The organism is Geomonas sp. Red32 (genome assembly GCF_023652955.1).
Lineage (GTDB): Bacteria > Desulfobacterota > Desulfuromonadia > Geobacterales > Geobacteraceae > Geomonas.
In genome coordinates, this window is the sequence record NZ_JAKLOY010000007.1 from 234,033 (window position 1) to 246,815 (window position 12,783).

General features: G+C 63.5%; 11 protein-coding genes. 6 read left to right on the forward strand and 5 right to left on the reverse strand.

Annotated elements, in window-relative coordinates:
- Positions 1-23: 23 nt before the first annotated feature.
- Complete coding sequence (locus tag L4X63_RS18110; protein WP_250680056.1) at positions 24-1,313, forward strand: nucleotide sugar dehydrogenase; 1,290 nt, start codon at positions 24-26, stop codon at positions 1,311-1,313.
- Between the two features lie 76 nt (positions 1,314-1,389).
- Positions 1,390-2,472 carry a glycosyltransferase family 9 protein gene (locus tag L4X63_RS18115; protein WP_250680057.1) on the forward strand — a complete coding sequence of 361 codons (1,083 nt, stop codon included), beginning with the start codon at positions 1,390-1,392 and terminating at the stop codon, positions 2,470-2,472.
- A 141-nt stretch (positions 2,473-2,613) separates the two neighbouring features.
- On the opposite strand, the gene L4X63_RS18120 is transcribed toward L4X63_RS18115, so the two are convergent.
- From L4X63_RS18120 to L4X63_RS18140, 5 genes are all read right to left on the reverse strand, one after another.
- Positions 2,614-3,519, reverse strand: coding sequence for a GGDEF domain-containing protein (locus L4X63_RS18120; protein WP_250680058.1), 906 nt, complete (start codon positions 3,517-3,519; stop codon positions 2,614-2,616).
- 1 nt (position 3,520) lies between these two features.
- Positions 3,521-4,225 carry a chemotaxis protein CheC gene (locus L4X63_RS18125; protein WP_250680059.1) on the reverse strand — a complete coding sequence of 235 codons (705 nt, stop codon included), beginning with the start codon at positions 4,223-4,225 and terminating at the stop codon, positions 3,521-3,523.
- A complete protein-coding gene (locus L4X63_RS18130; RefSeq protein WP_250680060.1) occupies positions 4,222-4,599 on the reverse strand; it encodes a response regulator in 378 nt (125 codons plus the stop codon). Before L4X63_RS18130 ends, L4X63_RS18125 begins: the two co-directional genes overlap by 4 nt.
- A gap of 275 nt (positions 4,600-4,874) precedes the next feature.
- Positions 4,875-5,063 (reverse strand): hypothetical protein, encoded by a 189-nt coding sequence (locus L4X63_RS18135; protein WP_250680061.1) that lies wholly within the window; start codon positions 5,061-5,063, stop codon positions 4,875-4,877.
- Positions 5,064-5,353: 290 nt separating this feature from the next.
- Positions 5,354-7,822, reverse strand: a complete 2,469-nt coding sequence (locus L4X63_RS18140) for an FAD-dependent oxidoreductase (protein ID WP_250680062.1) — start codon at positions 7,820-7,822, stop codon at positions 5,354-5,356.
- Between the two features lie 410 nt (positions 7,823-8,232).
- Between L4X63_RS18140 and L4X63_RS18145 the strand changes: the two genes are divergently transcribed.
- The 4 genes from L4X63_RS18145 to L4X63_RS18160 all read left to right on the forward strand — a co-directional run bounded on the left by L4X63_RS18145 (position 8,233) and on the right by L4X63_RS18160 (position 12,600).
- The gene (locus tag L4X63_RS18145) at positions 8,233-9,111 is read left to right on the forward strand and encodes a sigma-70 family RNA polymerase sigma factor (protein ID WP_250680063.1); all 879 of its coding nucleotides are present in this window, start codon (positions 8,233-8,235) and stop codon (positions 9,109-9,111) included.
- A 61-nt stretch (positions 9,112-9,172) separates the two neighbouring features.
- Positions 9,173-10,243, forward strand: coding sequence for a zf-HC2 domain-containing protein (locus L4X63_RS18150; RefSeq protein ID WP_250680064.1), 1,071 nt, complete (start codon positions 9,173-9,175; stop codon positions 10,241-10,243).
- A gap of 61 nt (positions 10,244-10,304) precedes the next feature.
- Positions 10,305-10,766 (forward strand): hypothetical protein, encoded by a 462-nt coding sequence (locus L4X63_RS18155; protein WP_250680065.1) that lies wholly within the window; start codon positions 10,305-10,307, stop codon positions 10,764-10,766.
- A gap of 124 nt (positions 10,767-10,890) precedes the next feature.
- Positions 10,891-12,600, forward strand: coding sequence for a M48 family metalloprotease (locus tag L4X63_RS18160; RefSeq protein ID WP_250680066.1), 1,710 nt, complete (start codon positions 10,891-10,893; stop codon positions 12,598-12,600).
- Positions 12,601-12,783: the final 183 nt, after the last annotated feature.

Consider the following 12,783-nt stretch of genomic DNA (forward strand, 5'->3'; position numbering starts at 1 on the left):
ATAACAGGAGTGGGAAGCTAAACATGTCTCAGAAAAAGCGCGTAATTTCGGTGGTTGGTTTGGGGTACGTCGGTCTCCCGGTGGCGGTCGCCTTCGGAAAGGTCGGTTTCACCGTTGGTTTCGACATCAATCCCTCCCGCATTGCCGAGCTTAAGAAGGGTTGTGACCGCTGCGGTGAGGTCTCCGCCGCCGAGTTCGCCGATGCGCAGCTCCTTTTCACCGACCGGGTCGAAGACCTCCGCCAGGCCGATTTCCACATTGTGGCCGTGCCGACCCCGGTGGACCGGGCCAAGCAGCCCGACCTGACTCCGCTCCTGCGGGCGGCCGCCACCGTGGGCGAGGCTCTCAAAAAAGGGGATATCGTGGTCTTCGAATCCACCGTATACCCCGGGGTCACCGAGGAGGAGTGCGTGCCGATCCTGGAAAAGGCCTCGGGCCTTACCTGCGGAGAGGATTTCACCGTCGGCTATTCACCGGAACGAATCAACCCGGGGGACAAGGAGCATACCTTCACCCGGATCACCAAGGTCGTCTCCGGCCAAGACGCCGCCACGCTTGAAACCGTTGCCAGGGTATACGAAACGGTGGTCACTGCGGGAGTGTATCGCGCGTCCAGCATCAAGGTCGCTGAGGCCGCCAAGGTGATCGAAAATACCCAGCGGGACCTCAACGTCGCCCTGATGAACGAACTCGCCCAGATCTTCGACCGGATGGAGATCGACACCCACGACGTGCTGGCTGCCGCCGGCACCAAATGGAACTTCCTCAAATTCACCCCCGGTCTCGTCGGCGGCCACTGCATCGGGGTCGATCCCTATTATCTCACCCACAAGGCCGAACAGCTGGGTTACATACCGCAGGTGATCCTGGCCGGGCGCAGGATCAACGACGGCATGGGGTCCTTCATCGCCCAGCGGGCCATTAAAGAGTTGATCGCTGCGGGGCACAACGTCCTGGGATCGACGGTGACCGTACTGGGGCTGACCTTCAAGGAGCAGTGCCCGGACTTGCGGAATTCCAAAGTGATCGACATCGTCCGGGAACTTAGGGATTACGGGGTGACCGTGCAGGTGCATGATCCCCTGGCCGACCCGGAGGAAGCCCGAGCAGCCTTCCAGGTGGACATCGTGCCGTGGGATGCGCTTAAACCCGCCCATGCCGTGATACTCGCGGTTGCCCACCGCCGATACCTTGACCTTACTGTTGAGGAACTGAAGCAGTTGATGACCGAAGGTGGATTGCTGTGCGACGTCAAGGGGGGATGGGACCGGGACCGTCTCGTGTCGGCAGGAGTGCGGCTGTGGCGGCTATGACCGGAAAGCGCACCATTGCCAGCATGATCGACCGTTGGATATCTTTGCCACATCGAGCTTAAGTGAGGGATGACCGTTGAGCCGCATCAAGATTTTGAAGAAAGTCGATGCCGTCCTGGGCATCGTGGGGGCCGCGCTGCTCCCTTCCGCCCGCGAGCGGCAGCACGGAGAGATCAAACGCATCCTGGTGATCCGCCCCGGGGGGATCGGCGATGCCGTCCTCCTGGTCCCGGCGCTAAACGCCCTGAAGAGCCGCTATCCTGACGCCGAAGTTACCGTCTTGGCCGAGCGGCGCAATGCCGCCGCCTTCGCCCTTGCTCCGGCGGTGGCCAAAGTCCTGCTCTACGACGAAGCTTCCCCACTGGCTGAAGCGGTGCGTGGAAGCTACGACCTGGTGATCGACACCGAGCAGTGGCACCGGCTCTCCGCCATCGTCGCACGGCTGGCGGGCGCCCCGGTTTCCGTCGGCTTCGCCACCAACAACCGCAAGCGCCTCTTCGCCCACCGGATCCCGTACTCCCACGAGCGCTACGAGGTGGAGAGCTTCTTCGACCTCCTTTCGCCGCTCGGCATCGAGCAACCCGGCTCGCTGGAGATCCCCTTCCTGACGGTTCCCGAAGCTGCCGCCGCCAAGGCCGCCGATCTCCTTCCTGCCGGCCGGCCGTACCTGGCCATCTTCCCGGGGGCGAGCATCCCCGAGCGGCGCTGGGGGATGGAGCGCTTCCGCCGGGTCGCCGATCATCTCTCGCTGCGGGGATTGAGCATCGTGGTGGTCGGGGGGGAAGAGGATGCCGAGGAGGGGGCCTACATCGTGAAGTGGTGCGGCGGGACCAACCTGGCCGGGAAGACCACCCTGGCCGAGACGGCGGCGGTCATAGCGCGTTCCCTGCTGCTTGTCTCGGGGGATTCCGGCGTGCTGCACCTGGCGGTCGGGCTCGGGATTCCGACCGTATCGCTCTTCGGCCCCGGTATCGAGGCCAAGTGGGGACCCCGGGGGGAGTTCGACCTGGTCCTCAACAAGAAGCTCGCCTGCTCCCCCTGCACCCGTTTCGGCACCACACCCGCCTGCCGCGAAAAGGCCCGCTGCCTGACCGATATCGCTCCCAACGAGGTGGTCGATGCCGTCATGACCGTCCTGGACCGGCGCTTTCCGGCCTAGGCGGCAGTAGGAATATAAAAAAGCCCCATTTCGGCCGGCCGAAATTCGGGGTTAAGTTCACGTAATAACTCGTTTTATTTTCAAAAATGGTACCATTTTTTAATGTGAGAAAGGGGGAGCGCCCCCCCGGTTCAACAGCCTTTACGTCCGTGCAATCACCCGGTTACGGCCCGACTGCTTGGCATCGTAGAGCCCCTCGTCCGCCCGCTTCAAAAGGGTGGCGTGGGTGTCCTCGGGGCGCAGTTGGGCGACTCCCAGGCTGATGGTCACCCGCAACTCCGTGCTCCCCGCCGCGATGGCGAGCCTCTCGACGCTGGTCCGGAAGCGGTCGGCCAGTACGCAGGCGTTTTCCAGAGGGGTCTCGGGGAGGATGCAGCAGAATTCCTCGCCCCCGTAGCGCACCAGGCAGTCCGTCTTCCGGACGGTTGCCATCAGTTTCCCCGCCACCTGGGAGAGCACCTTGTCTCCCGCCTCGTGACCGTGCTGGTCGTTTACCTTCTTGAAAAAATCGATATCGATCATGATGACGCTCAAGGAGCGGTGGTGGCGGTCGTGCCTCTTGCACTCGTCGGGGAGCCGGTGGTCGAGGTAGCGCCGGTTGTAGGCGCCGGTCAACTGGTCGCGGATGTTCAGCTCCCTAAGCCTCTGCTGGGAGATGGCCCGCTCGGTCACGTCCTGCACGGTGATCAAAAGGTGCCCGATCTCCCCGTCCGGTTCGCGCAGGGGGGCGCTCGTGCAGTGCTGCTGCATGAGGTCGAACATGCCGTTGGGGGTGCCGACCACCTTGAACGGGAAGAGGTAGTGATGCAGGGATTGCGGAAAGACGGCGGGAGAGCCGAAGGTCAGTGACATGCGGGCGCCGCGGAGGAACTCCGGGGTGTTCAGCTTCGGGTAGCTCTCGAAGATCGGGGTCCCGGTGATGGCCTCCGCCGCGATCCCGCTGTGGAAGGCCATCCACCGGTTCCAGTAACAGACGCGGAACTCGGTGTCCAAGACGACGACGCCGAGATCGACGATTTCCAGGATCTGGGCAGGGAGTCCCTCCATGTCATCCCTCGTACTGGGAGAGGAACCCGGCCAGGGCCTCTTTCAGCCAGCCGATCGACTCCTGGCTGGTGACCAGGAAGAGGAATCCCTGGACCGACTCCTCGCGGAAGGAGAAATCGGTCTTCAGCACGATGGCCACCGCGTCGGGATTGCACAGGGCGGCGGGGATCGCCTTTCCCTGCGTCTTGGCCACCAGCTTCGCGGGCGAGTAACTCACCTGGTCCCCCAAAAGTTCCGCGAGTTTCCCCACGCAGGCGCCGATCAGGATCCCGCCGGTGGTGAGGAGGGCGTCGCGTTCCACCTCTTCTCGCGCTTCCCCCTCATACAGGGTCTCCTCGTCGCCAAAGAGCGGCACCAGCTGGCCTCCGGCATCGGCCGGAAAGACCAGGAAGGCGCTTCCCTCCATTTTTCCGTAGAACCTCTCCTCCACGATCGAGATCTCCGGTCCCGGCCCCACCATCTGTTCCAGGTAGACGGTGAGCTTCTCACCCTTGAGGAGCTGGACGCAGGGAACGCTCAGGCTGACGAAGATGCTGATCACCTCGGCGAGCGAGGCGGCGGCCCGGCCGAAGGCGATGTTCATCATCTCCTGGAGGGTGTCCCGCTCGTCGGCCGACATGATCCTCTGCTGGCTCTCCTCGCTCAAAAAGAGGTCGAGTTCCGCTGCGTTGGCAAGTTTTATCTCGCTTATGATTGCTTCGCTCATGCCGACTCCTCCACCCTGGTGAGCGCCTCCAGTACGCTCCCCTTGCTGGGGGGCTTGGCGAGGATCATGAAGGCACCCTTATCGGTCACCTCCTGCAGGCTCTTGTCCTGCACGTCGGCGGTGCAGACGATGACCATCGCTTCCGGGTCGAAGGCGCGGATCTCCGCGAGCGCGGTGAAGCCGTCCATCACCGGCATGGTGAGGTCGAGGGTGACCAGGTCGGGTTTGAGCTCCCGGTAGAGGTTGAGGGCCTGCAGGCCATCGCCCGCCTCGTGGAACTGGAACTCTCGCTCCTTGGGAAAGCAGCTTTTCAGCATCTTCCTGGAGATGGGGGAATCGTCAACGATCAGGACGGTCTGCAGCTTCTTGGCCATTTTCGCTCTCCTCTGACAGATGGTGAGATCGACGCCGAACGACGCCCCGAGCTCCCGGGGGGGCGGGGACTGGATGAGGCGCTGCTGCTGTTGGTGCTGCTGGAATGGGAAAGAATGAAGGATTCGTTAGAGGATTATAATATATTTTTCGGCGAGTGCTCGCGGTGGGCCATACTCCTTCCCCCCTCCCGGCTGGAGGAGGGGAGGGGGGAAGAGACGGTGCCCTGACGGCATGCAGTGCTGCAGATGGAGAAGTGGGGCCGAAAAGGGGGGGGCTACTCTTTGTGCTTGGCGCTTTCGCGGAAGAACATGATCAGGAACTCGGCGTCCTTGGGGGAGAGGTTGAACCGGAATATCGCTTCCTGGACCATGGGCGGGACCGGTTTGTCGGGGTACTCCTGGATGTTGCCGGAAACCCACTTGACCGCGCGTCTCAGCTCCTCACCTTCGGGAAGTATGCTCATCTGTTGGCCCCCTCATGAAATTTTGGCCCAGCATAACGCGAAGCGGAGGGAAAAGCAAAAAGGAAAAGGAGCCGGTTTCTTCCTCGCTGGCGGGCGGTCTTCCGTGGCCACCTTCCCCCACCCCCTGGCCCCCTCCCTCCAGGGGAGGGGGAAACGTTCCCCTCTTTGCGAAGGGGCATCGAGGAATTCCGGGGAGGTGTGGAAGTCCCCCCTTTGACAAGGGGGGGACCAGATTCCCCCGGAATTCTTCGAAGTTATCCGGTGGCAGCTGTGCCGGGAGCCGAGATCCCTTAGATGAACAGGTTGTTGTCGGCGTGCTCGGACGCTTCGAGGTAGGCGGCCACGCCGCCGAACTGGACCCCTTCGATCAGCTCCTCGGCCCTGATCCCCATCAGGTCCATCGACATCTGGCAGGCCACCAGCTGGGCGCCTCCGCGGATGGCGAGCTGGATCATGTCCTCCAGGGAGGGGACGTTCTTGTTCTTCATGATCCCGCGGATCAGCTTGCCGCCGATCCCCCCCATGCTCATGCGGGAGAGGGAAAGCTTGCGGCTGCCGCGCGGCATCATCATCCCGAAGGCCGCCTCGATCAGGTTCTTGCCGAGCCCGGAGGAGCTCTCCGGCTTTCTCAGCGCGTTGAGCCCCCAGAAGGTGAAGAACATGGTGACCTTGCGCCCCATGGAGAGGGCGCCGTTGGCGATGACGAAGGAGGCGATTACCTTGTCGAGGTCGCCCGAGAACACGATGATGGTCTTGTCGTTCCCGCCCCGGTTGGTGGTCACCGCCACCTCGTGGTGATGCCCCTTCTCTACCAGCGCGGTGATGGTCCCCTTGCTCGATTCGAGCTTTTTCACCTGGTTGCCGGTCGCCCGGGCCCAGGCTTGCACGTCGCTGTGGAAACCGGGGTCGCTCGCGCTGATCTCGATCACCCCGCCGGGGGCCACCACGTCCATCTCCTGCTTAAGCCGCATGATCGGCCCCGGGCACTGCAGACCGCAGGCGTTGACCTTGACCACGTTCCTGTTCTCTATCGGTAACTGAGGCATGATGCACTCCCTTTCGTTTTCCCGGGTGGCTTCCGAAGCCCTGGTAATACTCTGGCGGGTGGTGGCGAGGCAGTAGGTATCCCAGCCGCCGGACAGGTTCAGGCAGCCGGTGAACCCGTGCGCGGTGAGGATGCGGGCCGCCAGGTAGCCGCGGAGCCCGACCTTGCAGAAGATGACGATGGTCTTGTCCCGGGGAAGCTCGCCGAGCCGTCCGCGCAGCTCGTTCAAGGGGATGTTGACCGCACCGGCGATGGTTCCCGCGCCGAGTTCCATTTCGTCACGGACGTCGAGAACGAAGTGGGTCGCCCGGTCGAGCGAGTCGATCCGGTCCCAGGTGACGATGCCGCAGAGGCCGTCCAGGACGTTTTGCGCCACGAAGCCCGCCATGTTCACGGGATCCTTGGCGGAAGAGTAGGGGGGCGCGTAGGCGTGCTCGATCTCACAGAGGTCGTCGACGGTCATACCGGCCTTGATGGCGGTGGCGATGACGTCGATCCTCTTGTCGACCCCGCCGTAGCCCGCCACCTGGGCGCCGAGCACCTTCCGGTTCTCGGTGGAGAATACGAGCTTTAAGGTGAGTGGGGTGGCTCCCGGATAGTAGCCCGCGTGGTCGTTGGGGTGAATGATGACCGAGGCGCAGGGGATCCCTTCGGCGCGGCAGAACTTCTCGGTGGCCCCGGTGCCGCCGGCGTCGAGATCGAAGACCTTGGCGATGGAAGTCCCCATGGTGCCGCGGTAGGCAATCCCGGCGCCGTTCATGTTGTCGGCCGCGATCCGTCCCTGCTTGTTGGCCGGGCCCGCGAGCGGCACGGCCCAGCTCTTGCCGGTGAAGGGATTGGTCACCTCGATGGCGTCGCCCACCGCGAAGACGTCCGGCCGGCTGGTTCTCATCTGCTCGTCGACCAGGATGTGCCCGCGCTTGCCGAGCTCGATCCCTGAGCCGGCCAGGAAGGAGGTGTTGGGGGCGACCCCGACGGCGAGGAGCACCAGGTCGGCCTCCAGCACGGTTCCGCTCACGAGGGTTGCCGTTACCCCGCCATCAGGAGCCGGGGCGAATTCCTGCACCGCGTCTTCCAGCAGGCAGGGGACCCCCTTCATCCGCAGCTCGCGGTGGACCAGGGCGGCCATCTCGAAGTCGAGGTTGACCATGACCTGGGCCGTCGCTTCCACGAGCGTGACGCCGATGCCGAGGGCGTGCAGGTTCTCGACCATCTCGAGCCCGATGAATCCGCCCCCCACCACGAGGGCCCGCGACACCGATCTTCCGGAAAGGAGCTCGTGGAGCCGGTCGGTATCGGGAATGGTCCACAGGGTATGGATCTCGGGGAGATCGCAACCGGGGATGGGAGGCCTGACGGGAGAGCCGCCGGGGGCGAGGAGCAGCTTGTCGAAGGACTCCTCGCTCTCCTTGCCGGTGCCGGTTTCTCTCACCCGGACCTTTTTCGCATCGGCATCTACCGCGACGACTTCGTGCCCGGTCCGGACGTCGACCCGGAAACGGGCGTGGAACGACTGCGGGGTCTGGAGGAGGAGCTGGCTCCTTTCGGTTATGGCCCCCCCGAGGTAGTAGGGGAGGCCGCAGTTTGCATACGAGACGTAATCGCCCCGTTCGAAGACTACGATCTCGCTTTCTTCGTCGATTCTTCTCAAGCGGGCGGCGGCGGACATGCCTCCTGCCACTCCACCCACGATCAGGTATTTCTGGCCCATCATTTTCCTCTCGATGCCTGGAGAGCGCGGCTCTCCGTCTGTATACGGGTTCTGCGAAGCGCGGTACCATACCACTGCAATCCGACAATTTCAATATATCTATGCGAGTATTTTTTGAGCATGTTGCACACCGGCAGGGCATCTCTCTCAGGTGATCTTTAACCTGCCGCAGTACCCTACTTTTTCCTTTAATGGATCAAGCCCCATGAACGTGCAAAAAACACTCAGTAATATTTACTGTTATGGGGAGGTTGTGGCTTGACAAGTGGCCGTTACGGCTGTAGTTTTAGTGCCGAATACTCTGAAATAAAATACTGGTTGTCTATTACTGCTTTTCGCTATGCCAACTATATGCCTGGTTGGTAAATCACTAACCGTTTAAAGCTCGTTTCTTTTACAATTGGGCCCGTCAGATGCGACTATTTCAGTTCGGCACAACAACCGACAGTGAGCCTGCGTCTCCTCCTCAGACGAGTGCCGGCTATGCCGCGCTCATCACGGGCAATCTTTCCTATATCGAGAAACAGTGCCGGCGCGCCGTAATGGGGCACGGCGACGGGGACGTATCCCAGGAAAACGAGGTGGACGAGCTCCTCAACGAGGTGCTGGACCGCCTGCGGGGTGACGATTTCAAGGCCCTGCGGGAGTTCAAGGGGAAGGCGAAACTTACCACCTACATCACCACCATCATCTCCAACCTGATCATCGATCTCGTCCGCTCCAAAAAAGGACGCAGCCGGGCCAAGGAGCGGGCCCGCGAGATGGGACCGGTGGCCGAACGCCTCTACGAGCTGGTCTACCAGGGGGGCTGTTCCCTCCACGAAGCCTCCGCCCATCTCGAACATACCCACGCCATCCACGAGCCGCTCCCATCCCTGCAGTCGATGCTGGACCGGATGCGGGGCAGGGAGAAAAACCTTTCCGTCGTGGCCGATGGCGAGGCGGCCTGGATGGTCCCGGGGAAGGCGATGGTGGTCGACGAGGCGGTGGAGATCGTCGTCACCGACCCCCGGAAGACCGCGGAAGCCACCATGATCTCCGGGCAGAAGGAATCGGCGGCCAGGGAGACGGTGGCGGGGCTGCTGACCGATCTTTCCGGCGAGGACCGTCTCATTCTCAGGCTGCGGTTTCCCGACGACGAGGAGGTGGAGCCGAAGTCGGTCCGGGAGATCGCCCAGCTCCTCGATCTCACCGAAAAGAGCGTCGATGCGCGGGTGAGAAGGATGCTCCTTCGTTTCAAGGAGACGCTCCTGTCCCGCGGTCTCAAGGCCTCCGACTTCCTGGGGGAGTAGTTTTTTTAGCGACTGTCCGTCACAGGTGGCATGAGAACAACTTTGTGACGGAAGGGTACCAATGAACAGAGACAACTCACCGCTAGCCAAGGCGATCGGCAAAGGTCTCGCAGAGTCGAGCCCCGCCGGTCCCTGTCCGGCCCTGGAAGAGATAGCAGCCCTCGTGGACGGGGCCGTCACCGGGGCCGAGCGCGATCTCCTCCTTGGGCACTTCGCCAGCTGCGACTCCTGCCGGGAGACCTTCGTCAGGTCCCGCGAGCTCACCAGCGCAGGGAGTGCCGGGGCGAAACGTAACCGCTACCTTCTTCCTTCGGCGTTTGCCGCCGCGGCGGTGATGGTGCTCGCCCTCTCGGTGGCGCTGCACGCCCCCGGCCCTTCCCCCGCCGGTGCTCCGGCCGCCAAGGTGGCCGACGCGGCACGCAACTCTGCCGCCGTGGCTCCGACCGTGGCCATGGCCCCCGCTTCCCAGTCCGAACCATCTCCCGTAGCGCCGTCCACCCCGGCCCGGCCGGAAGCCGCCGGGGGGCGGCGAGGGGGGACCGCTCTTTCCGCATCTGCCATTGCGGCCAGGTTGACCGGGAGCGGCGACGCCGCCCAGTTGGCGGCCCTCACCTCGACCCAGGAAAAATCATTCGGTTTCGCCGCCGCCGGCGATGCCAAGTCCGGCGCCTTCCGGGCCGGGCGGGCAGCGGTCGATCTCGAGGTCGCCCTGGCCGCTTCGGACGGCGACCGCGCCCAGGCCGCCGCCAACCGGCTGGCAACGGTGCTTCAGTCGCTGGCACCTAACGCCGATGTCAAAGCCATCGACGATCTGAACTCGCGGCTGGAGCGCGGGGACAAGGCCAACCAGTTCGGCGGTGCCACTGCCAGGTTCCTCGTGGCGATTCCCGCAGGCCAGCAGGGGTACGTCCGGTTGGGAGAATGGGCTGAGGGGGCGCGTCTGGCAGTGAAGAGCGGCAACGCCCGTTTCTTCTCGGGCGGGGTTCCCAAGGCGCTGACGGCAGCCTCGTTGCCGGATTGCCCGCCGGAAGTTCGCAAGGCGCTCGCAGCACTCGAGAAGGGGAGCAAGGGGAAACGTGTCGATCTCACCACCATGGCCGCCCGCGTCGACGAGCTGATCCACGCCTTTTGAGCGTGCCGGGTTACGGAATGAAAGAGAGGCGCGCGAGCGCCGGGACTGAAAGGAGGATGGCATGAGGTCGCTGACCAGGATAACGATGGCTGTCCTTCTCTTTTTGCTAACCACGGCGGCTGCCGCCCTGGCTTCCGGCCCCGTGCAGCTTCTGACCGTTCAGGAGGCTGCCCTGCCCGATTCCCGGGTGTACGGGATGGCGGAACGTCTGCCGTCCGATGGTCCCGAGATCTGGGTTTCCGATCTCGAGGTTCCCGCCGCGGCGCCGACCTTCCCGTTGGTGGTACGTTTTGCCGAGAAGGGGGATGTACCGGTCGACGCCGCCACGGTGAGGCTCGAATGCCTCAAAAGCAATCCCATCGATCTCACCCCGCGCATCCGGCCGTACGCCGGCAAGCAGGGGATTAGCCTTCAGAGCGTATCCCTTCCCCCCGGGCTCTACCGCTTCCGGGTCGCCGTCGGCGATGTGAAGGGACGGTTTTCGGAGAAGGAATTCACCGTCAAGGTTTCCGTCATCTTTTAGTGGTGCCATACCATTGCCCCTTCAGGGTGGCCGAAGGCCGGGTGAGGGCAGGTTTTAGACCGACGAAACGATGCACCGGAGAGTATGTCTTAAGGCGGGTGAGGGAGGTTTTCAGGAGGTGCCGTTGTCTCGATCGCACGGTGTGGGTAGGTGGCTGGTCTTTGCCGCGTGGGTGCTCATCGCGCTCATGTTCGGGGAGACGCGCGTCCACGCCATGGACTCGCTGGCGGCCGACAACCCGAAGTACCTCCGCATCAAGGCGGTCTACGACTCCGTGGCCCGCGCCTTCGGCGAGGGGAGGATTCCCCCCCGTCTCATGGTCGTCCCGCTCGGCTCCCAGAACCGTAACTCCGTCGCCTGGTCGGATCCCGGCACCGAGGGTGCCATCGGCCTGGAGGCCGACAGTGCTCCCATGCAGGAAGGGTACATCGCCATCGAGGAGCGTGCCTACGATGTCCTCGCGCCGCTCGGGGATTTCCGCGACGACGGCCTGGCGTTTTTACTGGGGCACGAGCTCACCCACTACTTCATGCGCCACGGCTGGGTCGGGGACTTCGGAAACTCCTTCGCCTCCCTGGATGTCGGCCGCAAGATGATCAAGGCCGCCAGCATCGAGGAGACGATCAAAAGAGAGACCGAGGCCGATTACTTCGGCGGCTTCTACGGCTACCTGGCGGGCTACGACACCCTGGGCATCGCTCCGCACGCCCTCGATCTCATCTATGCCGGGTACGGCTTGAGCGAGCGTCTTCCCAACTATCCTTCCCGCAGCGATCGCAAAACCATCGCCGAGCACGCCGACCTCAACCTGAGGAAGATGGTGCCGGTGTTCGATGCCGCCACCAAGCTTCTTCTCCTCGAGCGCTACGCCGATTCCGCCCGCCTCTTCGAACAGCTCACCCACAACTTCCCCAGCCGGGAGATGTTCAACAATCTCGGCGTCGCCTACGCATTGCAGGCCTTGAGCCTCAATCCCCCGGGGCAGCGGCGCCTCGCCTATCCCTTCGAGATCGACGCCGAGACCAGGTTGAAAGGGAAGGGACTGCGGGCCAAGGGCGCGCCGGACCACTCCGCGGAGGAGCGCAGACGGCTGCTGAACCAGGCCGCCGATGCCTTCGAGAAGGCGATGCAGCGCGATCGCGCCTATGCCGCCGCCTGCGTCAACCTGGCCGCCGCCACCTCGCTCCTTGGGGACCATGACACCGCCGTCGTCCTCGCCAACAAGGGGATCGAGCTCGGAAGAAAGGCCAACGAGATGGTGTCGGTCGGTAACGGACTCGTGGTGCGCGGCATCGCCTATGCGGGGCTCGGCAACAAGGAGCGCGCCCTGGTCGACTTCGCCGGAGCGAGAAACCTCAACTCGTCGGTGGCCGCCGTCAACCTCGCCATCCTCCAGGAGGAGGGGGCCAAGCCCATCGCCGCTCCGGCCGAAGGAGAGGTGGCGTCGAAGCTGGTGGAGCGGGTAGGGGGAATCGCCTGCCGCGACCCGTTCGCCAAGGACAAGGAAACCACCACCTTCTCGCTCCAGGGGCTCGCGGGGGCGCGGACCATCGCCGTCCATGCCCGCCAGTACGATCACTGGGAAGACGCCGTGATCGTCAGCGGAGCGAGGATGGAACGCCTGCTGACCACGAGGAAGGGATACCAGGGGGAGACCGCCCGCGGGATCTCGGTGGGAAGCTCGCGGGGCGACGTGATGGCCAAGTACGGGACGCCGAGCCGCGAGGTGACGGCGCGGCAAGGTACCTATCTCCTGTACCGTAAAGGGGAGATCATCTTCTCCCTCGACCAGCGCGAGAAGGTCGCCGGGTGGACCGTGTTCGCTACGAGGTAATCGGTCCCCGCGACCAGCGTTCTCTTTTGCGAAGGGTTCATTTGGGGAATTTTGTGGCGGGTTCAAAAGTCCCCCTTGATAAAGGGGGATTTAGGGGGATTTGCCTCTGGATCCGTGAGAATCAAATCCCCCCTGTCCCCCCTTTGACAAGGGGGGAACCTGTTTTCCCACGGAATGCTGGAA

Excerpts from the sequence above, each read along its gene's own strand:
- L4X63_RS18155 (WP_250680065.1), top strand. The coding sequence starts at position 10,305 with ATGAGGTCGCTGACCAGGATAACGATGGCTGTCCTTCTCTTTTTGCTA.
- L4X63_RS18150 (WP_250680064.1), top strand. The coding sequence starts at position 9,173 with ATGAACAGAGACAACTCACCGCTAGCCAAGGCGATCGGCAAAGGTCTC.
- L4X63_RS18140 (WP_250680062.1), bottom strand. The coding sequence starts at position 7,822 with ATGATGGGCCAGAAATACCTGATCGTGGGTGGAGTGGCAGGAGGCATG.
- L4X63_RS18130 (WP_250680060.1), bottom strand. The coding sequence starts at position 4,599 with ATGGCCAAGAAGCTGCAGACCGTCCTGATCGTTGACGATTCCCCCATC.
- L4X63_RS18110 (WP_250680056.1), top strand. The coding sequence starts at position 24 with ATGTCTCAGAAAAAGCGCGTAATTTCGGTGGTTGGTTTGGGGTACGTC.
- L4X63_RS18145 (WP_250680063.1), top strand. The coding sequence starts at position 8,233 with ATGCGACTATTTCAGTTCGGCACAACAACCGACAGTGAGCCTGCGTCT.
- L4X63_RS18120 (WP_250680058.1), bottom strand. The coding sequence starts at position 3,519 with ATGGAGGGACTCCCTGCCCAGATCCTGGAAATCGTCGATCTCGGCGTC.
- L4X63_RS18135 (WP_250680061.1), bottom strand. The coding sequence starts at position 5,063 with ATGAGCATACTTCCCGAAGGTGAGGAGCTGAGACGCGCGGTCAAGTGG.
- L4X63_RS18125 (WP_250680059.1), bottom strand. The coding sequence starts at position 4,225 with ATGAGCGAAGCAATCATAAGCGAGATAAAACTTGCCAACGCAGCGGAA.